At 65.1% G+C, this 20,663-nt stretch carries 21 protein-coding genes and 1 pseudogene; 12 read left to right on the top strand and 10 right to left on the bottom strand.

Features of this window, described 5'->3' with window-relative positions; translation table 11 throughout:
* Window positions 1–38: 38 nt before the first annotated feature.
* Both NLI89_RS13735 and NLI89_RS13730 read left to right on the top strand, forming a co-directional pair.
* Window positions 39–497: a DUF2721 domain-containing protein gene (locus NLI89_RS13735; protein WP_187503865.1), complete on the top strand. Its 459-nt coding sequence runs from the start codon at window positions 39–41 to the stop codon at window positions 495–497.
* Window positions 494–883 carry a DUF4345 domain-containing protein gene (locus NLI89_RS13730; protein ID WP_254687526.1) on the top strand — a complete coding sequence of 130 codons (390 nt, stop codon included), beginning with the start codon at window positions 494–496 and terminating at the stop codon, window positions 881–883. Before NLI89_RS13735 ends, NLI89_RS13730 begins: the two co-directional genes overlap by 4 nt.
* 135 nt (window positions 884–1,018) lie before the next feature.
* Here NLI89_RS13730 and NLI89_RS13725 read toward each other — a convergent pair whose 3' ends face one another.
* Window positions 1,019–2,599 carry an amidase gene (locus NLI89_RS13725; RefSeq protein ID WP_254687525.1) on the bottom strand — a complete coding sequence of 527 codons (1,581 nt, stop codon included), beginning with the start codon at window positions 2,597–2,599 and terminating at the stop codon, window positions 1,019–1,021.
* 120 nt (window positions 2,600–2,719) lie between these two features.
* Between NLI89_RS13725 and NLI89_RS13720 the strand changes: the two genes are divergently transcribed.
* Entirely contained in the window at window positions 2,720–3,895 is a 1,176-nt protein-coding gene (locus tag NLI89_RS13720; protein WP_254687563.1) for an MBL fold metallo-hydrolase, read from the top strand.
* A gap of 265 nt (window positions 3,896–4,160) precedes the next feature.
* On the opposite strand, the gene NLI89_RS13715 is transcribed toward NLI89_RS13720, so the two are convergent.
* Window positions 4,161–4,547 carry a VOC family protein gene (locus NLI89_RS13715; protein ID WP_254687524.1) on the bottom strand — a complete coding sequence of 129 codons (387 nt, stop codon included), beginning with the start codon at window positions 4,545–4,547 and terminating at the stop codon, window positions 4,161–4,163.
* 165 nt (window positions 4,548–4,712) lie between these two features.
* Complete coding sequence (locus tag NLI89_RS13710) at window positions 4,713–5,543, bottom strand: ferredoxin--NADP reductase (RefSeq protein ID WP_254687523.1); 831 nt, start codon at window positions 5,541–5,543, stop codon at window positions 4,713–4,715.
* Window positions 5,544–5,823: 280 nt separating this feature from the next.
* Between NLI89_RS13710 and uvrB the strand changes: the two genes are divergently transcribed.
* From uvrB to NLI89_RS13695, 3 genes are all read left to right on the top strand, one after another.
* Entirely contained in the window at window positions 5,824–8,022 is a 2,199-nt protein-coding gene (gene uvrB, locus NLI89_RS13705) for an excinuclease ABC subunit UvrB (RefSeq protein ID WP_254687522.1), read from the top strand.
* 127 nt (window positions 8,023–8,149) lie between these two features.
* Window positions 8,150–8,431 carry a type II toxin-antitoxin system RelE/ParE family toxin gene (locus NLI89_RS13700; protein WP_254687521.1) on the top strand — a complete coding sequence of 94 codons (282 nt, stop codon included), beginning with the start codon at window positions 8,150–8,152 and terminating at the stop codon, window positions 8,429–8,431.
* Between the two features lie 34 nt (window positions 8,432–8,465).
* Window positions 8,466–8,723 (top strand): HigA family addiction module antitoxin, encoded by a 258-nt coding sequence (locus NLI89_RS13695; RefSeq protein ID WP_254687520.1) that lies wholly within the window; start codon window positions 8,466–8,468, stop codon window positions 8,721–8,723.
* On the opposite strand, the gene NLI89_RS13690 is transcribed toward NLI89_RS13695, so the two are convergent.
* The gene (locus tag NLI89_RS13690) at window positions 8,720–9,097 is read right to left on the bottom strand and encodes a PRC-barrel domain-containing protein (RefSeq protein ID WP_254687519.1); all 378 of its coding nucleotides are present in this window, start codon (window positions 9,095–9,097) and stop codon (window positions 8,720–8,722) included. The two genes, NLI89_RS13695 and NLI89_RS13690, sit on opposite strands and share 4 nt — an antisense overlap.
* Before the next feature lie 112 nt (window positions 9,098–9,209).
* Here NLI89_RS13690 and NLI89_RS13685 point away from each other — a divergent pair, with 112 nt between their 5' ends.
* Complete coding sequence (locus tag NLI89_RS13685; protein WP_254687518.1) at window positions 9,210–9,794, top strand: hypothetical protein; 585 nt, start codon at window positions 9,210–9,212, stop codon at window positions 9,792–9,794.
* Between the two features lie 696 nt (window positions 9,795–10,490).
* Here NLI89_RS13685 and NLI89_RS13680 read toward each other — a convergent pair.
* The 3 genes from NLI89_RS13680 to NLI89_RS13670 all read right to left on the bottom strand — a co-directional run bounded on the left by NLI89_RS13680 (window position 10,491) and on the right by NLI89_RS13670 (window position 13,253).
* A complete protein-coding gene (locus NLI89_RS13680; protein ID WP_254687517.1) occupies window positions 10,491–10,997 on the bottom strand; it encodes a DUF2501 domain-containing protein in 507 nt (168 codons plus the stop codon).
* Between the two features lie 67 nt (window positions 10,998–11,064).
* Window positions 11,065–11,691 (bottom strand): hypothetical protein, encoded by a 627-nt coding sequence (locus NLI89_RS13675; RefSeq protein ID WP_254687516.1) that lies wholly within the window; start codon window positions 11,689–11,691, stop codon window positions 11,065–11,067.
* A gap of 44 nt (window positions 11,692–11,735) precedes the next feature.
* Window positions 11,736–13,253: a fumarate hydratase gene (locus tag NLI89_RS13670; protein ID WP_254687515.1), complete on the bottom strand. Its 1,518-nt coding sequence runs from the start codon at window positions 13,251–13,253 to the stop codon at window positions 11,736–11,738.
* Window positions 13,254–13,627: 374 nt separating this feature from the next.
* On the opposite strand from NLI89_RS13670, the gene NLI89_RS13665 reads away from it, so the two are divergent.
* From NLI89_RS13665 to NLI89_RS13655, 3 genes are all read left to right on the top strand, one after another.
* Window positions 13,628–13,918: a hypothetical protein gene (locus NLI89_RS13665; RefSeq protein ID WP_254687514.1), complete on the top strand. Its 291-nt coding sequence runs from the start codon at window positions 13,628–13,630 to the stop codon at window positions 13,916–13,918.
* Window positions 13,919–13,980: 62 nt separating this feature from the next.
* Entirely contained in the window at window positions 13,981–14,316 is a 336-nt protein-coding gene (locus tag NLI89_RS13660) for a hypothetical protein (protein WP_254687513.1), read from the top strand.
* A gap of 111 nt (window positions 14,317–14,427) precedes the next feature.
* Window positions 14,428–14,697: a hypothetical protein gene (locus NLI89_RS13655; protein WP_254687512.1), complete on the top strand. Its 270-nt coding sequence runs from the start codon at window positions 14,428–14,430 to the stop codon at window positions 14,695–14,697.
* Window positions 14,698–14,762: 65 nt separating this feature from the next.
* On the opposite strand, the gene NLI89_RS13650 is transcribed toward NLI89_RS13655, so the two are convergent.
* Window positions 14,763–15,209, bottom strand: coding sequence for a hypothetical protein (locus NLI89_RS13650; RefSeq protein ID WP_254687511.1), 447 nt, complete (start codon window positions 15,207–15,209; stop codon window positions 14,763–14,765).
* Between the two features lie 189 nt (window positions 15,210–15,398).
* On the opposite strand from NLI89_RS13650, the gene NLI89_RS13645 reads away from it, so the two are divergent.
* Window positions 15,399–16,775 (top strand): transposase, encoded by a 1,377-nt coding sequence (locus tag NLI89_RS13645; RefSeq protein ID WP_254687562.1) that lies wholly within the window; start codon window positions 15,399–15,401, stop codon window positions 16,773–16,775.
* A gap of 67 nt (window positions 16,776–16,842) precedes the next feature.
* Here the strand turns inward: NLI89_RS13645 and NLI89_RS13640 are convergent.
* Both NLI89_RS13640 and NLI89_RS13635 read right to left on the bottom strand, forming a co-directional pair.
* Window positions 16,843–17,154 (bottom strand): annotated as a pseudogene (locus NLI89_RS13640) (transcription elongation factor GreB); the annotation flags it as partial.
* A gap of 303 nt (window positions 17,155–17,457) precedes the next feature.
* Window positions 17,458–19,455, bottom strand: coding sequence for a lytic transglycosylase domain-containing protein (locus tag NLI89_RS13635; RefSeq protein WP_254687510.1), 1,998 nt, complete (start codon window positions 19,453–19,455; stop codon window positions 17,458–17,460).
* A 111-nt stretch (window positions 19,456–19,566) separates the two neighbouring features.
* Between NLI89_RS13635 and dapA the strand changes: the two genes are divergently transcribed.
* Complete coding sequence (dapA, locus tag NLI89_RS13630; protein ID WP_254687509.1) at window positions 19,567–20,451, top strand: 4-hydroxy-tetrahydrodipicolinate synthase; 885 nt, start codon at window positions 19,567–19,569, stop codon at window positions 20,449–20,451.
* Window positions 20,452–20,663 lie beyond the last annotated feature (212 nt).

Here is a 20,663-nt window from a genome sequence, read left to right as displayed (position 1 = left end):
CCCTTTTGCAATCGGCCATTCCCCATCATGGTGGCGGCATGCCGACCATTCCCGCCATCTCCACCATCGCCCAGACGATCCAGCTCTCGCTCGCACCGGTGTTCATGCTCGCCGGGATCGGCCAGCTGCTGAACGTGCTCGCGGGACGGCTGTCGCGCGTGATCGACAGGGCGCGGAAACTGGAGCAGTTGCACCCCAATTTCTCGGCGGCCGAGCGGACCCGCTACGGCTGGGAGCTGCGGTTGCTCGACCGGCGCATGACGATCATCAACGCCGCGCTGTTCCTGGCGGTATCCAGCGCGATCATGACCTGCGTGCTGATCGCGCTCCTCTTCATCGCCGAGCTCGCCAAGCTGCATTTCGGTACGGCCGTCGCCTTGTGCTTCATCCTCGCGATGATCCTGCTGATCGCAGCGCTGGTGTCGTTCATTTTCGAGGTCCGGATGTCGTTGCGGGCCTTCCGGATCAGGCCGGAACTGCTGCGGGACCTGCCATGATCGAGAAACGCCTGTTGCAAGCCGTGATCGCGGTCGCGTCCCTGTTGCCGCTGATCGTCGGCGGTCAGGGCGTGCTGCACGGGCCGGCGCCGTTCGGGCATCTGACCGACGTGCCGCGCGATCTGGACAGCCATTTCCGGTATATCTCGGGCATATTCTTCGCGACCGGCCTCGGGTTTCTGAGCTGTATTCCGGATATCGAGCGGAAGGGGTCGCGGTTTCGTCTGCTGGGCGGGCTGATTTTCGTCGGCGGCGTATCGCGCGGGATTTCGCTGCTCGCGGTGGGCGTGCCGTCGCAGGGGCATGTGCTCGGGCTGGTGATGGAAACGGTGGTCGTGCCGTTGCTCATGCTCTGGCAGTGGAATTTCGCGAAGCGAATGGGCTGATGCGATCCTCCCCCGCCAGGGGGAGGTGGCTGGCTCTTGCCAGACGGAGGGGGAGGAAAGGGTAACCGCTGTCCCGTGTCCTCCCCCTCCGTCACCTGCGGTGCCACCTCCCCCTGGCGGGGGAGGATCGTTAGGTCAGCGATCAGCTTCCAAACCGGGGCCTACGGCGGCAGTCGGCAGATACCGCGGCGCGACCCGCGCCTTCGCCCTCTGCTCATACGCATAGCCGGCGCCCAGCACCGCGCCGTCGCCATACTTCGTCGCGATGAACGACAGGCCGACCGGCAACCCGCGCACCAGCCCCATCGGCACCGTCAGGTTCGGATAGCCCGCAACCGCCGGCAGTTCGCTCGAACTCGGCCCGCCATATTGATCGCCGTACACCGGTTCGCTGAGCCACGCCGGGCCATAGGTAGGCTCGACCAGCACCGTCGCCCCTGCCGCCTTGAGCATCGCGTCGATCCCCTCCGCGCCCGCCAGCCGCAGCGATTTCGCGCGCGCCGCCTTGTACGCCGGGTCGTTCAGTCCCTTGGTCTTGGCCGCAGCCTCGAACGTCTCCTGCGCGAAGAACGGCATTTCCGTCGCTGCGTTGGCGGAGTTGAACGCGATGACCTGATCGAGCGTGCGCGTGCGGACCGCCGCGGGGGTGGTCGCGAGATAGGTGTCGAGGTCGGCCTTCAGCTCGGTCTGGAGCACGAGCAGTTCCGCCTCGCCGAGCCCGTCGAGCTTAGGCTGCTTCGCCTCGACCAGCACCGCCCCGGCGGCCTTCAGCACATCGAGCGCCGCTTGGTATTTCGCCGCGAGGTCTGCGGTCATCTCCGGCCGGATCACGCCGACGCGCAGGCCCGACAGCGCGCTGGTCGACAGCGCCGCGGCATAATCGCGCCTATACGTCCCTGCCCCCGCGGTCGCGGCATCCGCACGATCAACCCCAATCATCGCCGAAAACATCGTCGCGACATCGCGCACGCTGCGTGCCATCGGCCCCGGCGTATCCTGGCTGTGGCTGATCGGCACGACGTGCGTGCGGCTGACGAGGCCGAGCGTGGGCTTCAACCCGACCAGCCCGTTGATCGACGACGGGCACACCACCGAGCCATCGGTCTCCGTGCCGATCGCCGCGGCCGCGAAGCTCGCCGCAATCGCCGCGCCCGACCCGCTCGACGAGCCGCACGCGGTCCGGTCGAGCGCATAGGGATTGCGCACCAGCCCGCCGACCGCGCTCCAGCCGCTCATCGAGCGCGTCGAGCGGATGTTCGCCCATTCGCTGAGATTGGTCTTGCCCAGGATCACCGCCCCCGCCGCGCGGAGCTGCGCCACGACTGGGGCATCGCGTCGCGTCAGATTGTCCTTGAGCGCCAAGCTACCCGCGGTCGTCGGCATCGCGTCGGCGGTCTCGACATTGTCCTTGATCAGCACCGGTACGCCGTGCAGCGGGCCGCGGATGCGCCCGGCCTTGCGTTCGGCATCTAGCGCCTTGGCCTGCGCGAGTGCATCGGGGTTGAGCGCGATCACGCTGCGCAAGGTCGGCCCGTTCCGGTCCATCGCCGCGATCCGCGCGAGATAGGCGCGGACGAGATCGACGCTGCTCGCCTTGCCCGCGGTCATCATCGCCTGGAGCTGGTCGATCGACTGTTCCTCGACCGCGACGGTCTTCGCCTCCGCCACGCCCGGAAGTGCCGTCGCGAGCAACAGCCCGATGATAAACTTGCGCATTTTCCGATTCCCCTTCGTCGGGAAGCTATCGGGGTTGCGCACCCGCGCCAAGCGGTCTGAACGATGCTCGATACGATGCGTTACGGATCGACATGGCTTTAGGGGAACGGCGTGCGTGTGGTGTTGAAGATCGTCGGGAGCGTGGTGCTGCTGGCGATCGTGGTTCTGGCGCTGGCGGTGACGATCGTGCCGCGCTTCCTCGACCGCGTCTATTACCGCGGGCCGGCTAGTGCCCATTTCGACGGCGAGCGCTTCGCCAATCCCGACAACGACGCCGACACGCAGCAGATCCAGCCCGCCAACAGCGGCAACGGCGGGGGCCGCGCGGGCTTTTTCTGGCGCTATTTCACCGGCAGCGATGGCCGCCCAGCTTGGCCGAAGACGGTCGCGGTGAACCGCATCGCGCCGCCCGCGCGCGTCGAGGGCGAGCGGATGGTCGTGACGTGGGTCGGCCACGCGAGCGTGCTGATCCAGACGCAGGGGCTGAACATCCTCACCGACCCGGTCTGGGCGGAGAACGCCGGGCCGCTCGGCACGGGCCCGCGCCGCGTCGCCGAGCCGGGCATCGCGTTCGATGCGCTGCCGAAGATCGATCTCGTCCTGGTCAGCCACAATCATTACGACCATCTCGACAAGGCGACGCTCGGGCGCCTCTGGCAGCGCGATCGGCCGCGGATCGTCACCAGTCTGGGTAACGACAGCGTGATCGGCCAGACCGGTGCAAAGGCCACCGCGCTCGACTGGGGACAGCGGGTGACGATCAAGCCCGGCGTCGCCGTCACCGTGACGCGGAATCATCATTGGGGCAGCCGCTGGTTCACCGATCGCAATCGCGCGCTGTGGTCGAGCTTCGTCGTGACGCTACCGGGCGGGAACGTGTTCTTTGCGGGCGATACCGGGATGGGCGACGGCCGGTGGCCGGTCGAAGCGGCGGCGCTAGGGCCGATCCGGCTGGCGCTGATCCCGATCGGTGCGTTCCGGTTCGTCGACGGGCAGATGGAATCGGGGAGCCATATCGGGCCGGTCGACGCGGTCGAAGTGTATCGGCGGCTGGGCGCGGCGCACGCGATACCGATCCACTGGGGGACGTTCCGACTGTCGTTCGAGGCGTATGACACGCCGCCGAAGCTGCTGGCGGCGGCGATGCGATGTACCGGGCAGACCGGGTTTGCGCCGATGGCGATCGGGCGACCGGTGGATGTTGCGGCGTATGCGAAGCCGGTGGGGGTTACGCCCGTGGCGAGGGAGGCCTTGCTGAAGTGCCTCGATACGCCGGCGGTTCGGGCTTTGCGGTAGACTCTCCGTCACCCCGGACTTGTTCGGCCGCTATCCCCGTCGAGCGGGTAAGCCTGTTTCCCCGCGAAGGCGGGGACCCAGACTGGGCTCCCGCCTTCGCGGGAGAACAAGGAGAGAGAAGCGTAACGCCAGCCCCACATCCGACCACCCCGGCGAAGGCCGGGGCCCAATTGGATAGGTGGCGGTAACGAGGGGCTGTACACCATTAGCACCCTTCTCCAACTGGGCCCCGGCCTTCGCCGGGGTGGTGCCTGCTGCAGGGCCCTCACCCCATCTTGAACACGCACAGCTTGTTGCCGTCCGGATCCCGGAAATACGCGCCGTAGAAGCCCATCTGCTCAGGGCCGCGCGAGCCCGGTGCGCCCTCGTCCGCGCCGCCGAGTTCGATCGCCTCGGCGTAGACCTGATCGACCTGCTCGCGCGTATCGGCCGCCAGCGCGACCATCGTGCCGTTGCCGACGGTCGCGTCCTGCCCGTCATACGGCTTGCCGATCGCCAGCATCGGCTTGCCTGCGCCGGCACCGTAGAAGGTCAGCTGGCGCGAATCCGGCATCTGCATCAAGCGCTTGCCGCCGACGGTCGCGAACAGCGCGTCGTAGAAGGTCAGCGCCGAGTCGATGTCGTTGGTGCCGAGCGTTGCGTAGCCGATCATGGGTCTCTCCTCGTTGTTTGAGGCGAGTATCTGTGGGTTGAGCGGGGGACGCAACTAGCTGTGCGCCCGCGAAGGCGGGGGTCCAGGCCCGAACTCTCCCGGCATTCGACGGTGATGTAATCCCTGGGGCCCCGCGTTCGCGGGGGAACCCAAGGCGTTACGCCGTCAGCCGACGAAGGCGCGCTCGATCACGAACGTGCCGGGCTTCGAATTCGCGCCCTCCTCGAAGCCGTTAGCCTCGAGCATCACCGCGAATTCCTTGATCATCTCGGTCGAGCCGCACAGCATCGCGCGGTCGGTCTCGGGGTTGAGCTTCTGCTCGCCGCGGACCGGATGGCCGAACAGCGAGGCGTCCTCGATCAGCGCGCCGATCCGTCGCGTGGTGCGGAACGGTTCGCGCGTCACGGTCGGGATATAGTGGAACTGCGTCTGCGCTTCGTCCGCGATCAGCGGGTCGTCCGCCAGCAGCCCGACCATCTCGTCGTGATAGGCGAGATCGCTCACACGGCGCACGCTGTGCACGACGATCACCTGCTCATACGCGGCATACACGTCGGGATCGCGCATCAGGCTGAGGAACGGCGCGAGGCCGGTGCCGGTCGAGAACATGAACAGCCGCTTGCCCGGCAGCAGCGCGTCGAGCACCAGCGTGCCCGTGGGCTTCTTGCCGAGATACACTTCGTCGCCCGGCTGTATCAGCTGGAGCTTCGAGGTCAGCGGGCCGTCCTCGACCTTGATCGACAGGAACTCCAGCTCCTCCGAATAATGTGGGCTGGCGATCGAATAGGCGCGCATGATCGGCTTGCCGCCCTCCTGCGGGAGGCCGATCATCACGAATTCGCCCGAGCGGAAGCGGAAGGTCGAGGGCCGCTCGATCGCGAAACTGAACAGATGTTCGTTCCAGTGGCGCACCCACAGCACCTTCGCGTTGAGGAACGCGGGCGTCTCGGGGATCAGCGCGGGGGCGCGGGTTGCTTCGACGGTCGGGGCGGTCATGCGTCTATTCCTTCGGCCGCGCAGAATCGCGCTGGCGGATCGATTGCTTGCGAAATGGTCGCAGTATTGGGGTGCGTGCGGTGGGTCAACAACAGCTAAACTTGGCCTTGCCCAAACCAGGCCCTTCCTCCTGCGGTTCTCCTGCGAACGCAGGAGCCCAGGGTTACGAACGGCGTCCCCTGTAACCCTGGACTCCTGCGTTCGCAGGAGAACGGAGATGGGTATCGCGGTGATTACTGGCCGTTGCCGACTCAGGCCATGTTCCCCATATTCCCCCTCGATGGCCATTCAGATCCGCACCAGCCTCGCCGAGCCCGAAACCGGCGACACTTTCGTGCCCCACCGCCCGACCGCGCGTCCCGACAAGGTCGAGGGCGGCAAGCCGTTCAAGCTCGTCAGCGAGTACGAACCGGCGGGCGACCAGCCGACCGCGATCGCCGAACTGGTTTCGGCGATCGCCGACGGCGAGAAGGACCAGGTGCTGCTCGGCGTCACCGGCTCGGGCAAGACCTTCACGATGGCCAGCGTCATCAACCGCGTCCAGCGGCCCGCGCTGATCCTCGCGCCGAACAAGATCCTGGCCGCACAGCTCTACGGCGAGATGAAGTCGTTCTTCCCCGAGAACGCGGTCGAGTATTTCGTCAGTTACTATGATTATTACCAGCCCGAAGCGTATGTCGCGCGCTCGGACACCTACATCGAGAAGGAATCGTCGACCAACGAGTCGATCGACCGGATGCGGCATTCCGCCACCCGCGCGCTGCTCGAGCGCGACGACGTCATCATCGTCGCGTCGGTGTCGTGCCTGTACGGCATCGGCTCGGTCGAGACCTATTCGGCGATGATCTTCGACCTCAAGAAGGGCACGACGGTCGACCAGCGCGAGATCGTGCGAAAGCTCGTCGCGCTCCAGTACAAACGGAACGATGCGGCGTTCCAGCGCGGCAATTTCCGCGTGAAGGGCGACACGCTCGAGATCTTCCCGTCGCATTACGAGGACAGCGCGTGGCGCATCTCGTTCTTCGGCGACGATATCGAGGAGATCACCGAATTCGATCCGCTGACCGGCAAGAAGGTCGCGTCGCTGAACTCGGTGCGCGTCTATGCGAACTCGCATTACGTGACGCCCGGCCCGACGCTCAAGCAGGCGGGCGAGGCGATCAAGCATGAACTCGCCGAGCGGCTGAAGGAGCTGGTGCTGGAGGGCAAGCTGCTGGAGGCGCAGCGGCTTGAGCAACGCACCAACTTCGACCTGGAGATGATCGCCGCGACCGGGTCCTGCGCGGGGATCGAGAATTACTCGCGCTTCCTCACCGGGCGCATGCCGGGCGAACCGCCGCCCACGCTGTTCGAATATCTCCCCGACAACGCATTGCTGTTCGTCGACGAGAGCCACGTCACGATCGGCCAGATCAACGGCATGTCGCGCGGCGATCACCGCCGTAAACTGACGCTGGCCGAATATGGCTTCCGCCTACCGAGCGCGATCGACAACCGCCCGCTGCGCTTCAACGAATGGGACGCGATGCGGCCGCCGACGACCTATGTCTCGGCGACCCCGGGCAGCTGGGAAATGGAGCAGACCGGCGGCGTGTTTGCCGAACAGGTGATCCGTCCGACCGGGCTGATCGATCCCCCCGTCGAGATCAAGCCGGTCGAGGAACAGGTCCAGGACCTCATCGTCGAGGTCGGCAAAACGACGGCGCTCGGCTATCGCACGCTCGTCACCACGCTCACCAAGCGAATGGCGGAGGATCTGACCGAATATATGCACGAGGCGGGGATCAAGGTCCGCTACATGCACAGCGACGTCGAGACGCTGGAACGCATCGAGCTGATCCGCGACCTGCGGCTGGGCGTGTACGACGTCCTGATCGGCATCAACCTGTTGCGCGAGGGATTGGACATCCCCGAATGCGGTCTGGTCGCGATCCTCGATGCGGACAAGGAAGGCTTCCTGCGCTCCGAGACGTCGCTGATCCAGACGATCGGGAGGGCGGCGCGCAACGTCGACGGCCGCGTGATCCTGTACGCCGACCGCGTCACCGGATCGATGGAGCGCGCGATGAACGAAACCGCGCGCCGCCGCGAGAAGCAGGTCGCGTACAACACCGAGCACGGCATCACCCCAACGACGATCCGCCGCAACATCGGCGACATCATCGCGCACGTGGCGAGCCAGGATCAGGTGACGATCCCGATCGACGAGGATCGCCCGCACATGGTCGGCCACAACCTTCGCGCGTACATCGAGGACCTCGAGAAGCAAATGCGCAAGGCTGCGAGCGATCTCGAGTTCGAGACCGCCGGGCGCTTGCGCGACGAGATCCGGCAGCTGGAGAACGAGGAGCTGGGCCTGCCGGTGGATCAGCAGAAGGCGCCTGTCATGGGGCGAAGCAACGAGGGCAAGCCGGGCACGCGGAAGACGCGCTACGGCAAGAGCCAGAAGATGCGAATGGGGGGCTCGCGATCGCGCTGATTGACGCCGCTGACTCATGACCTAAGGTATAAGATATGACTTGGCCGCTGAAGTCAGGTCGTACGGCAAAAGGAGGCCGACCTTTATAAATCTAATCGAGGGTGACTTCGATTTTTTGAGGTTGGCTATGATCAAGTCCGTCAAAGATACCGAAACCAAGCTTATCTGGACCGGTGATCGTAGCCGAAAACTACCCGTCGACATGCAGCAGCGGGCACAACGCCGGATGAAACTTCTCGATGCGGCTCAATCGCTGGACGAACTCGGCGAACTGCCCGGCAATCGGCTTCACGCGTTGAAAGACGACCGCGCTGGCCAATATTCCATTTCCATTAATATGCAGTGGCGCATATGTTTCGAGTGGAAGGACGGAGACGCATATGACGTCGAGATCACCGACTATCACTAACCCTGAATGGCTCGAAAACGAGCATGCCGGGCAGATGCTGGTCACCGAATTTCTTGAGCCCGAACGGCTGACCATTGAACAACTTGCCGGCGATATCGGGGTGCCTCCCGAACGCGTCGCGTCTGTCGTGGAAGGTGCCGTGCCGATGGACGGAGAGCTCGATCTGCGCCTATCGCGCTATTTTCGCCTGTCGGAAGGTTTTTTTCTCCGACTGCAAAATCAGTATGATCTTTTAGAAGCCAAGCGCGCCTTGAATGGCGCGCTTGACCGGATCGTCCCCCGCGCCGCTTAGCCGACGACGAGGTCTTCGCTGCTCGACCCGTAATAGCTGGCGACGCGGTCGGCATAGGCCTGATCGAATACCGGTGCGTTGTTCGACCAGCTCGGGCCGCCCTCCAGAACGCGCTTGTCGATCGTGACGACATAGAGGTCGCGGACCGCGTCGAACTGGAGCAGCGCGAACGGCAGGGGATAGAAGCTCTTGCCCATGCCGAGGAAGCCGCCGAGGCTCAGCACGGCGTGCGTGACGCGACCGGTGCCCTTATGGACCATGAACGCATGGACCGAGCCGACAGCGTCGCCGTCGCGGCTCTCGACTTTCATCGTGCCCGAGATGTTCGACTGGACGAGCAGCTGGGTCGGGGTCTGGGCGGCGGTGTCGGACATGAAATTTCTCCTGATATCTTCCGTCGCTGAACCGGTACCACCGTGCGGCGGTTCCCGCCTAGAGCGCTTCGTCGTACTTGAGCGACCGCCGGGCCTGCCGCATAGCGATGCGATGCGCACTCCGTCCCCTCACCTCGTCGGCTTGCGATCGCTTGCCAGCCCCCTCGTCCTGGCGCGCCTTGCCGGCCTGGCGACGCTCGCGTCGATCGCCGGCTGCGTCCCGCCACCGCGTGCCGAAGCCCCGCCGCCGCCGCCGCGCACGGTTGCGCCGCCTCCTGCTCGGGCGCCGCGCCCGGTACCGATCGCCGCGGACTGGCGCGACTGGCCGTATTCGCCGGGGACCTGGGTCTATCGCCGCGACGCCCGCGGTTCGATCGCGTTGTTTGGTCCCGCCAATGCGGATGCGTCGCTGACGCTGCGCTGCGACACCGCGGCGCGCCAGGTCTATCTGTCGCGGGCGGGCACCCCGCCAACGCCGCTGACGATCCGCACGTCGAGCGTGACGCGGGCCGTATCCGTCCAGCCGACCGGGGGCACGCCGCCCTATGTCGCGGCTGCGCTGATGCCGAACGATTCCTTGCTGGAGGCGATGGGGTTCAGTCGCGGGCGGTTCGTCGTCCAGCAGGCCGGACTGCCACCGCTCGTGGTGCCGTCCTGGGCCGAGATCGAGCGCGTGACCGAGGATTGTCGCGGCTGATTTCGGCAGGACGACAGTCGCATAAGATCGGCCGAAAACTTCCGGAAAACAAGACTTGTATCGCATGCGCGGTCGGCACACATTGCGGGTGCGGTCGGGCTTGGCCGCGTTGTTTCAACAAGCGAAAGGAGGTGATCCGATGTCTCATGGTTCAGCAGTGAGTTCGGTTCGGTTCGTTCGGGGGACGCACCGCTAACGCCGCCGGTCCGCGTGGGGAGTATCCTCTCCCAGTCAACACGTGGTCCATAGGCTAGGCGGTACGCATGGTCCTCCGGGCTGGAGCTCTCCGGCCGCTGACCATGTCAGGAGGTTGTCGGGTCGTCGGGAGACGATCCGGCAGCCTCTTTTCATTTGTGGGATTGCGGGGTGTGTTGGCGTGCTGCGTCCGAGACGGAAGGCCATTGCGCCACCGCCAGCGCTGTCTAATATCGGACCGTTTCGGCAATCACCGCGCTAGATACTCGATCGGTTTTGTTTTGCGGCGGAGCTCCCCGGAAGCTGTCCAAGAGGCAAGAATACTTAGCTCCCTCCCCTAAATCCGGCTCTCTCTGACGGATTGAACAGGCGGCACGCGTCCTTGTTCTCCCGCGAAGGCGGGAGCCCAGTCTGGATCCCCGCCTTCGCGGGGAAACATGCTGGTCCGGGAACACGCGCGGCGCTCTGCCCGACGGCGGTGCCGAATACAGGGAACCGCGCCTACAGCAACGCCTTCGCCCGATTGAGCACGATGCTGCACATCCGCGTCTTCACTTGCCCGCCCAGATCGTCGAGCGAGAACGCCTGCCCGTTCGGAGCCTGCACCTCGCCTTCTTGGCCCGCCGCGTAGCCCGGCGACGTGCGCACGCCCTGCCGCCCGGTCAGACGCTGGAGGATCGACTGCGCGCCGGTGGCCGGCGCATTCGTCGAACTGCCGCCTCGCGGCGCGCCATTTCGTCCGCCGGTCAGCGCGCCAAGCGCTCCACCCTGCCCGAGCAGGTTGTTCTTGAGGCAATAGCCGAGCAGGCCGGCGGCATTGCCGGCGCCGATCGATCCGACGCTCGGCAACGCACCACCGAGCAAGCCACCGAGTCCGCCGAGATCGCCTAGACCACCAAGTCCGCCGAGACCATTTTGCGTCGACGCCGATTGCGGTGCGCCGGACTGCGCCGATGCGGAGGTCGCGAAGGTTAAGGCGGCCACGAGGGCGATTGCGGTCTTGGGCATGATAGGGTGCTCCGATAGGGGTGTGTCACCAACGGGACTGGCCAAGGTGCGTTCCGAAAAGGTTCGTTCAGCGACCGCCGAACAGCGTGTCGACCGAGCCGCCATTAGCCCGCAATGTCGCATCGACCCGGCGACGGGCGTCATAATATACGAGGGACGATGCGCCCGGATCGGTCTTGCGAAGACTCGAAGCATCCGCGTCCGTCAGGCTGCTCTCACGCGCGACGTGATCCGCATACCCCTCCTGCTGCCAGGTTGGGAGCATCGCACTGCGCACTTCGCCCAAGTGGTTGGCGATCATGATGTGCGTCGTCTCGTGCGCGATCACGCCGGACAGCGTGCGGGTGTTGCCGACCGCGCGACCGTTCGTCACGCGGTCGGCGCCGGTGTCGCTGCGATTGAAGACGATCGCCGAGCTGAACGGCCGGCGGAAGGCGAAAGCTCCGGGCGACTGGATTGCAAGAAGCCGCCAGCGCCAGCCGCCGTCCGTGAGGAACAGCGACCGATCGAGCGGACCGGTGTAGAGCGGGCTGGCGCGCAACAAGCCCTCGGCACGCGCCAGTTCGCTGCCGATCCGCGGATCGATCGCGCGTTCGGCATAGACGGTGACGGTGCCGATCCGCTGCTTGTACGGAAACGCGAGCAGCTGCGGCGCGTAGACGACCCCGACGGTCAGCAGAAGGAGGACGGACACGACCCACCGGACGGGCCCCTGCCCCCTTCTGCGAACCCGCGTCGTCATGCGGGCGTCAGCAACCCTTCGCGTGCGATCTTCTCGCGCCAGACCAGCGGCGCAAGCTGGTGGACGTTCTCGCCCGCGGAATCGACCGCCACGGTGACGGGGAAGTCGGCGACCTCGAATTCGTAGATCGCTTCCATCCCGAGATCCTCGAAGCCGACGACCTTGCTCCCCTTGATCGCGCGCGCGACGAGATAGGCCGCGCCGCCGACCGCCATCAGATAGGCCGATTTGCGTTCGGCGATCGCCTTGGTCGCGTCGGCGCCGCGCTCGGCCTTGCCGACCATCGCGAGCAGGCCCTGGTCGAGTATCATGCGGGTGAACTTGTCCATGCGCGTGGCGGTGGTGGGGCCGGCGGGTCCGACGACTTCGTCGCCGACCGGATCGACCGGGCCGACATAATAGATCACGCGCCCTGCGAAATCGACCGGGAGCGGTTCGCCCTTGGCCAGCATGTCGGCGATCCGCTTGTGCGCGGCGTCGCGCCCGGTTAGCATCTTGCCGTTAAGCAGCAGGCGGTCGCCATGCTTCCAAGTCTGCACGACTTCAGGCGTCAACGTGTCGAGATCGACGCGGATCGCAGCCTTGTCGGGCGTCCAGTTCACGTCCGGCCATTCCTCCAGCTTCGGCGCCTCCAGATACACCGGGCCCGAGCCGTCGAGCACGAAATGCGCGTGGCGGGTGGCGGCGCAGTTCGGGATCATCGCCACCGGCTTCGACGCGGCATGCGTCGGCCAGTCGAAGATCTTGACGTCGAGGATCGTGGACAGCCCGCCCAGCCCCTGCGCGCCGATGCCGAGCGCGTTGACCTTGTCGTAGATCTCGATCCGCAGCGCCTCGATGTCGTTCTTGGGGCCCCGCGCCTTCAGCTGCGCCATGTCGATCGAGCCCATCAGCGACTGCTTGGCGAGGATCATCGACTTTTCCGCGGTGCCGCCGATGCCGATGCCGAGCATCCCCGGCGGGCACCAGCCCGCGCCCATCTGCGGGATCATCTCGAGCACCCAGTCGACGATCGAGTCGCTCGGGTTCATCATCTTGAACTTCGACTTGTTCTCGCTGCCGCCGCCCTTCGCCGCGACGTCGATCGAGACGGTGTTGCCGGGCACCATCTCGACATGCATCACGCTCGGCGTGTTGTCCTTGGTGTTGCGGCGCGTGAAGGCGGGGTCGGCGAGGATCGACGCACGCAGCTTGTTCTCGGGGTTGAGATAGGCTTTCCGCACACCCTCGTCGACGACCTCCTGCAAGCTGCGGGTCGACTCGAGCCGGCAATCCTGGCCCCATTTGACGAAGATCGTGACGATCCCGGTATCCTGGCAGATCGGGCGGTGGCCCTCGGCGCACATCCGGCTGTTGGTGAGGATCTGCGCGATCGCATCCTTGGCGGCGGGGCTCTGCTCGGCCTCATAGGCGACGCCCAAGGCGCGGATGTAATCCATCGGGTGGTAATAGCTGATGAACTGGAGCGCGTCGGCGACGCTTTCGATCAGGTCGGCTTCGGTGATGACGGTCATGCAGCGCCTTTGCGGATGCGGGGATGCGCGCGTCTTAGCCGCGTTCGGGCGATTTATGAAGACCGAGGGGGCGTCGGTACGCCATCGGTACGGGGCCGGCCGCAAAAGAAGGTTAGGGTGGGTTAGGCCAACGCGCGGTCTTTCGTGGAGCGGGCAAAGAGCCACGCGGTGTGCAAAGCATCATCGGCTTTGCACCACGGCCGTGATCGACGATTTGAAAGAGCCGAGAACCGAGCGTGACACCAAGGTCGCGTGTAGGACAGCGAAAACTGGCGGGCCTTGGCGGCGATGATTTTGGCGGGTATCGCCCAGTTGTTGCGATTCCGAACCGTGAGGCGCTTGCTCGAATGCGGTCATTCGTTCAGCATCACTCGATGACGGACCGCGAGCCCTTCCATGCCTTGATGACAGAGGTTTGCGTAGAACGCGGTTGGTGCGGATCGGTGGTCGATGACCGCCCGATGCACGTCACCGATTTCTTGCCTGATAGAGGAATGGTGACGGTCGATCAGTTCGTCGGGTGGCTGTTCGAAGCCGATGGCGTCGATCCGAGCGAAGACCTCCCAAAATGGCAAAAGCACATCGACGGCCTTCGCGACGCGTTCATACGCCACATGGGCAGCAATTCCGTCGAAGTCGAACGTTTGGCGTGGTTCGACAACTAACGCGCAGATGTTGTCGCCCGCGAGTCTAGACGGGCTGCCCGATAGTCGTCATCATGCCGTCGATGATTGAGGTCAGAGCCCCGTTAGATATCAAGGTTGATCCACAAGGCGGTTGGCAACTCGTCTTCTGGGTGTTGGACAGCTTCAACTATGCGACTCCGTTCCGGGCCATGCTTGTCGAAATCGCTGAGGCATTAGCACAACACCCGCTCCGCTCCGTCTCGCTTCCTAACTATATCGTGGAGGAGGATTTCGTCGAGGGAACCCTGCAATTCGACGGGTCGTCGCTGCGGATATACTACGAGCATGTTCTTAGCTATTTGACCTTGGTAAACGACGATCGCGGAGTGCTGACGATGGTGGCTCAGCGCGTGCAGCCACGGATCGCTCTCATATAGGCAGTTGCCGCTTCCTGCTTCTCCCGCCCAATCTCGGTCATTCGTGTGCCGATGTAGGTTGCCGGATAGCCGCCCTTCGTTCAGCCTGTCGATGCATCAGGAGCAAACCGCATGGGCGACTACCATCGACAGATACTCGTCTTTGAACAGGTCAGTTCATCGAAAGCCATTCGGTATGTCTGCTATGAGAACCTTGGGACAGGCAAGTTTGCGGTGTCCAGCGGCGAGGTTCTGACCGCTCCTCAAGACGACGAAACACTTGCCTTCCATGCTCGGCAGCAGGCGGAGCATTTTATCATGGAGAGCGTGTCGCGTTGGTTTGATAATCTATCGGAAGCCGTGGCAGACTTTGCGTACGTCATGGACAGTGAGCGCAGCTAACTTCGAATAGCCGGTAACACGCCCATTTGTTGCTGTCGAAGCTGGAGCTTCCCGATAGCGGAAGTTCAGCCGAACTGGCGACCGTGCAAATATCGTGATAAATCCCGAGCGTGCGTGCCCCAATGGAAGAAGTGAAGGCGGAACGACCAATGGGCGTCATCTGCTCCCGTATTGTCTGCCAGCCACACTACCTCGCGCATATCAAGCGTGAGATCGCCAAGGTCATCAATTGCGTCGCCCCAACCCAATTTGGCGCCCGGTCCATCGGCCGGGTCCGCAAGCGGATAGAGCCCATAATCCGGAAAGCGAGCGCCAACCCTCTGGAATAGATCGGGGCCGCCGTCACGCGGGGCTTCCAGATCGCCGTCCGAGGGCTCCGCGTCGACGGTGACGTGATACGCGGCAATGAGGCGATCCAAAGCCCCTGTCAGGGCCGAGTCAGTAGGAACTGGGCCGTCCCAAACGACGGCCAAAAACTGCCGGGCTGCGTCGATCGCGGGAGAGGTGCGCATCCGCTTGGAATGGCACCAGATGTCATCATCTTCAACGGCTGCTTTTCCGACTAATCCTCCAAGAGCGGACGGGCCGCTTTCCTTCCCATCTCGGCCGTTCCGCGAACGCCCGATTGTGTTGAAAAAGTCGGCCTTGCAGTGGTGTCGGCGGTCTGATTCAATCTTCGCGAGGTGAGCGGAGACGGGCCGATGATGGGCGAGCGGACGGTAGCGCAGGAAGCGCTGTTCTACAGCTTCAGTCTGGAGCGGCATGTGCCGGCGGACCACATGCTGCGTTCGATCGACCGATTCGTGGACCTGTCGGGCATCCGCGAACATCTCAAGCCGTTCTACAGCGAGATGGGACGGCCATCGATCGACCCCGAGCTGATGATCCGCATGCTCATCATCGGCTACTGTATGGGGATCCGTTCCGAGCGCCGGTTGTGCGACGAGGTGCATCTGAACCTGGCCTATCGCTGGTTCTGCCGACTGGGGCTGGAAGGTGATGTTCCCGATCACTCGACCTTCTCGAAGAACCGGCATGGGCGCTTCCGCGAGAGCGACCTGTTGCGCCGGCTGTTCGAAACGACGGTCGAGCGATGCATGGCCGAGGGGCTGGTCGGTGGCGAAGGCTTCGCTGTCGATGCGAGCCTCATCCGGGCCGATGCCAATCGTCAGACTGGCGGCCCGGGTAGCGAGGGCCTGCCGCCCGACGCCGACAATCGCGCCGTCCGCGAGTATCTTGCAGTCCTCGACGATGCTGCATTCGGGGCGGCCACGCCAGTCGTGCCGAAGTACTTGGCGCCGGCGGATCCTGCGTCGCGCTGGACCTGCGCGCATGGCGGGCAGGCCTATTATGCCTACTCGACCAACTACCTCATCGATCTCGACCATGCCGTCATCATGGACGTGGAGCCGAGCACTGCGATCCGGCAGGCCGAGGTAACCGCCTGCAAACGGATGATCGAGCGCGTACAGGACCGGTTTGGCGTCTGGCCCGAACGGCTGGCAGCGGACACCGGTTATGGTTCGGCCGAGATGCTCGCATGGCTCGTTCACGAGCGCGACATCCACCCGCACATCCCCGTGTTCGACAAGTCTGCCCGCCGCGATGGCACCTTCGCGCGGGCAGACTTCCGTTATGATCTGGGCGATGACAGCTATGTCTGTCCTGCCGGCAACCGCCTGCGCCCCCGCAACCGCAACTTCACGCAGTCCCGCGACGATGCCGGCCAGGACGGCTTCATCCGCTATCGCGCCCGCCAGCAGGATTGCGCCGGCTGCGACCTGCGGCAACGCTGCACGCCCAACATGCCGGCCCGCAAGGTCACGCGCTCCATCCACGAAGGCGCTCGTGACCTGGCCCGCGATATTGCCACCACCGACGCCTATCTGACCTCCCGTCGCCAGCGGAAGAAGGTCGAGATGCTATTTGCTCACCTCAAACGCATCCTGAAGCTGGATCGATTGCGCCTGAGAGGTCCAAACGGCGCCAAAGACGAGTTCCTCCTCGCCGCTACTGCCCAGAACCTCCGCAAGATGGCCAAGCTGATCCCGATGCCGGCGCAGATGGCACCCGCCTAAGGCGCCGCGCGCGCCCAGCTGTTTTAAAACACGGGCTTGCCCGCTGCCGACCCCGACTTTTTCAACACAATCGCTCAATATCGTCCTCGTCGGCGACCGTCACGCAGGCGCCGAACCAGACGCGCGAGCGATCTTCCTGCGCGGCGGGATCGACGACCTTGGCCGCCTTCATCCGCTTCGACAGCCAGCCGAGCCGGCGGTCGATCTCGCGCAGGCGCTTGCGGCCGTAGATATAGTCACCGTTCTCGGAGCGGTCGCCGTTGCCCGCCGCCCAGGAGATGACCTCGACCAAGGCGGGCCGCTCGGTCGACAGGAGTTGCTTATATTCTGTGCGGAGCACGGCGTAGCCGGTAGGGGTGATGTAGTTGGGACGATCCATGGAGGGCGCTATAACGCCGCCATATCCGTCACCCTAGCCGGAACAACCGACTTCGACTGCAACAACCGTCACCTCGACCGCGACAACCGTTACCTCAGCAGCAACGCCCGTCACCCCAGCGAAAGCTGGGGTCTTCCGCGGCTCCAGTCCGACCGACAACCGGGATACCCCAGCTTTCGCTGGGGTGACGGAGAATGGCTGGAGGCACGACCGCAGCTATTCCGTGTTCTCCCGCGAAGGCGGGAGTCCAGTCTGGGCTCCCGCCTTCGCGGGAGAACAGCCTTCTTCAGCCTGACGTGCAGCTCAACCCGGCCGGGTCTTCCCCAGATACCAGGACAACCGCGCCGCGCCCCGGCTCTTCGCCCGCGCGGGGTTCATCAGGTCGTACACCACCGCATTCTCCAGCACGCGCTGCACATAGTTGCGCGTTTCCTGGTACGGGATAGCTTCGACCCAATCGATGATATCGACCGAACCGGTCCGCGGATCTCCGTTCGCGCGGAGCCACTTGTTCACGTTGCCGCCGCCCGCATTATACGCCGCCACCGCCAACGGATAACTGCCGTAATTGGCGTAGACCCGCTGGAAATAGCTCGACCCCAGCATGATCGACATGTTCGGATCGGTCGTCAGCGCCGCCTGGTTATAGGCCAGCCCGATCTTGCCCGACTGCTCGCGCGCGGTCGCCGGCATCAGCTGCATCAACCCACGCGCACCCGCATGCGACACCGCGGCCCGATCGAACTGGCTCTCCTGCCGCGAGATCGCGTGGATCATCGTCCAGTTGCTTTCATACCCCGCCGGCACCGACACCATCGGGAAGCCGACCGCAGAATAATCGCTGAGCCCGTTCGCCAGCGCGCTCCGCCCGACCATCACGCCGAGATCCGGGCGGTTGATGCTCTTCGACAGTTCGGCGGCGAGCAGGTGATCGGTATCGGTCGTCGCATCCGCCGCGATCTGGCGGACGAACGCGGTCTGGTCCTGCCAGTCGGCAATCTGCCCGAGGAACTTGACCGCGCGCACCGTCTCGCGCCGCTCGAACGCGGCGCGTGCGGCTGGATCGACGGTCACCGAAGCGACCGAAGGCGGCGCAACCAGCGGGCGCCCGGTCCGCTCGTTCGCCAGCTGCCCGTAATATTGATCGCGGTACCCCGCCGCCTGGCCGTAGAACGCCGCGGCCTGAGGCGCCAACCCGGCCGCCTCCGCCGCACGACCCGCCCAATAATAGCCCTTCGACCGCACCTGAGGCGAGCGCGAGCCCCGCGCATACCGGTCGAACAGCGTCATCGCGTCCGCCGGCCGACCGAGCTGCTTCATCGCCACCCGTCCGCCGAGCCAGGCCAGATTGGTGTATTCGTCACGCTCGGCATAGGATTTCGTCGAGACGTCGGTACCAACCGGATACGCATCGTCGATCTGCCGCGCGATGTCGTAGGCGACCTGGTACTGCCCGTCGTTCGCCGCGCCGTTGGCGTTGGTGACGAGCACCTCGTACCATTCTGCCGCATTGCCCGGCCGCGTCGTCAGCGACCGAGGCCGCGCCAGCCACGCCCGCGCCGAAGGGCTCGCACCCGAGTTGCGCAGCCACTGCGCCCGGTCCGCGACATAGCCCGCGTCGTTCGCGTACAAGCTCTGCGTCGAGGCCGAGATATCCGATGCGTTCGGCGCATTCGTTCGGAAGGCCAGCCGCGCCGCGAATACAGGCCGGCGCGCCGCGCTCGTCCACACCAATTGCCGCTGCGCCGCGCCGGTTTGGCCCGCCCACAACAGCGCATCCATCCGCGCATCCTGATCGTCCGGTGTCAGCGCGCCGGGGAAGCCTGATGTCACCATCGCCTCGTCGGTCGGCGTCAGCCCGGCGCTGCGCCACGCCGTCCGCACCGCCGCATAGGCCTGGTCGCGCGCACCGGTCGCCATCAGCGCGCGCGCATAGGCGACACCGCCCGAAGCCGATTGCGGCGGATAGCGGCGGAAGAACGCGACCACGCTGGTCGGCGAACCGGTCGCCGCCTTGCGCTCGGCTGCACGCCGGTTCGCCGCCTCGTTCGGCCAGCCGGGATGCGCCATCAGGAAGCCCGCGTAACTGTCGAACGGCAGTGCGTCGGTCTGCTGCAACGCCCGCCACTGGGCGATGGTCGAGGCGATCGCGCCGTCCGTCGCCATCGGCTGCGCATTGGGCCCCATATTGGCCAACTGCGTGCTGTATCGATCGAGCGTCTGTTGACCCGCACCCGAGGAAACAGCGGTCTGTGCGACCACTGCAAGAAGAAGGCTCGTTTTCAACATCGATGCTACCATGTGGACAGCATACGCCTCCAACCCGTATCTGTCCTGAACGAAATCCGGATTTCGCCCGGTATTTGGCGCAACAGGCCAGACTTCTCTTCTAGTATGGACGCAGGCTACCGCATGTTTTCAGGATCGATCCCCGCGCTCGTCACGCCGTTCGCCGCCGATGGCAGCTTCGACGAACCGGCTTACCGCGACTTCATCGAATGGCAGATCGCCGAGGGCTCGTCGGGGCTGGTCGCGTGCGGCACCACCGGCGAGGCGGCGACCTTGTCTTATGACGAGCATTTCCACGTCGTCCGGGTCTGCGTCGACCAGGCGAAGGGCCGCGTGCCCGTCATCGCCGGCGCCGGCTCGAACGACACGCGCGTCGCGTCGGCAAACCTGCGCGCCGCGAAGGACGCCGGTGCCGACGCCGCGCTGATGGTGCCGCCCTATTACAACCGGCCCGGGCAGGAGGGCATCTTCCGCCATTTCGAGGCGCTGGCAACGTCGACCCCGCTGCCGATCATCCTCTACAACGTCCCCGCACGGACCGTGACGGATATCCAGCCCGCGACTCTCGCGCGGATCGTTAAGGCGTTTCCGGACGTGTTCGTCGGGGTGAAGGATGCGAGCGGCGTCCTCGCCCGCGTTTCGCAGCACCGCGCGTCGTGCGGGCCGGACTTTTGCCAGCTGTCGGGGAATGACGACATGGCGCTGTCGTTCAACGTGATGGGTGGCACCGGGTGCATCTCCGTCACGGCGAACGTCGCGCCGAAGCTCTGCGCCGAGTTTCAGGCGGCGTGCCAGGCGGGCGATTTCGTCAAGGCGCTCGCCTATCAGGACCAGCTCTATCCGCTCCACGAAGCGCTGTTCACCGACGCATCCCCGGGCCCGGTGAAATACGCGATGACGAAGGTACGGGCGGGCTTCCCCGAAACCCTACGCCTGCCGATGACGCCCGCTGGTGAGGTATCACGCGCGGCGGTCGATGCAGCGCTGGACCACGCACGCCTCATCTGACCAGGCCACCACAGTCCCCCCTCCCTGGAAGGGAGGGGCAGGGGGTGGGTCGGCCGGCTCGAGCCGCCACGGTTCGGATATGCGGAACCCGACCCACCCCCAACCCCTCCCTTCCAGGGAGGGGTTGGGGGTGGAGAACGGCGCGCACGAATAACGCGGTGGCTAACGTCGCGCCCGCTTCCAGGCGGTCGATGCCGCGCTGGAACACGCTC

This window comes from Sphingomonas faeni, from assembly GCF_024273235.1.
In the GTDB taxonomy this organism is placed as follows: Bacteria; Pseudomonadota; Alphaproteobacteria; order Sphingomonadales; family Sphingomonadaceae; genus Sphingomonas; species Sphingomonas faeni_A.
Note: the sequence above shows the minus strand (reverse complement) of the source record. Positions and strands in the feature narration are given on the sequence as shown.

What these genes read in the sequence shown, in the direction of transcription:
- NLI89_RS13735 (WP_187503865.1), top strand. Translation starts at nt 39, where the DNA reads ATGCCGACCATTCCCGCCATCTCCACCATCGCCCAGACGATCCAGCTC.
- NLI89_RS13730 (WP_254687526.1), top strand. Translation starts at nt 494, where the DNA reads ATGATCGAGAAACGCCTGTTGCAAGCCGTGATCGCGGTCGCGTCCCTG.
- NLI89_RS13725 (WP_254687525.1), bottom strand. Translation starts at nt 2,599, where the DNA reads ATGCGCAAGTTTATCATCGGGCTGTTGCTCGCGACGGCACTTCCGGGC.
- NLI89_RS13715 (WP_254687524.1), bottom strand. Translation starts at nt 4,547, where the DNA reads ATGATCGGCTACGCAACGCTCGGCACCAACGACATCGACTCGGCGCTG.
- NLI89_RS13710 (WP_254687523.1), bottom strand. Translation starts at nt 5,543, where the DNA reads ATGACCGCCCCGACCGTCGAAGCAACCCGCGCCCCCGCGCTGATCCCC.
- uvrB (WP_254687522.1), top strand. Translation starts at nt 5,824, where the DNA reads ATGGCCATTCAGATCCGCACCAGCCTCGCCGAGCCCGAAACCGGCGAC.
- NLI89_RS13700 (WP_254687521.1), top strand. Translation starts at nt 8,150, where the DNA reads ATGATCAAGTCCGTCAAAGATACCGAAACCAAGCTTATCTGGACCGGT.
- NLI89_RS13695 (WP_254687520.1), top strand. Translation starts at nt 8,466, where the DNA reads ATGCTGGTCACCGAATTTCTTGAGCCCGAACGGCTGACCATTGAACAA.
- NLI89_RS13690 (WP_254687519.1), bottom strand. Translation starts at nt 9,097, where the DNA reads ATGTCCGACACCGCCGCCCAGACCCCGACCCAGCTGCTCGTCCAGTCG.
- NLI89_RS13685 (WP_254687518.1), top strand. Translation starts at nt 9,210, where the DNA reads ATGCGCACTCCGTCCCCTCACCTCGTCGGCTTGCGATCGCTTGCCAGC.
- NLI89_RS13680 (WP_254687517.1), bottom strand. Translation starts at nt 10,997, where the DNA reads ATGCCCAAGACCGCAATCGCCCTCGTGGCCGCCTTAACCTTCGCGACC.
- NLI89_RS13670 (WP_254687515.1), bottom strand. Translation starts at nt 13,253, where the DNA reads ATGACCGTCATCACCGAAGCCGACCTGATCGAAAGCGTCGCCGACGCG.
- NLI89_RS13665 (WP_254687514.1), top strand. Translation starts at nt 13,628, where the DNA reads ATGACGGACCGCGAGCCCTTCCATGCCTTGATGACAGAGGTTTGCGTA.
- NLI89_RS13660 (WP_254687513.1), top strand. Translation starts at nt 13,981, where the DNA reads ATGATTGAGGTCAGAGCCCCGTTAGATATCAAGGTTGATCCACAAGGC.
- NLI89_RS13655 (WP_254687512.1), top strand. Translation starts at nt 14,428, where the DNA reads ATGGGCGACTACCATCGACAGATACTCGTCTTTGAACAGGTCAGTTCA.
- NLI89_RS13650 (WP_254687511.1), bottom strand. Translation starts at nt 15,209, where the DNA reads ATGCGCACCTCTCCCGCGATCGACGCAGCCCGGCAGTTTTTGGCCGTC.
- NLI89_RS13645 (WP_254687562.1), top strand. Translation starts at nt 15,399, where the DNA reads ATGATGGGCGAGCGGACGGTAGCGCAGGAAGCGCTGTTCTACAGCTTC.
- NLI89_RS13635 (WP_254687510.1), bottom strand. Translation starts at nt 19,455, where the DNA reads ATGGTAGCATCGATGTTGAAAACGAGCCTTCTTCTTGCAGTGGTCGCA.
- dapA (WP_254687509.1), top strand. Translation starts at nt 19,567, where the DNA reads ATGTTTTCAGGATCGATCCCCGCGCTCGTCACGCCGTTCGCCGCCGAT.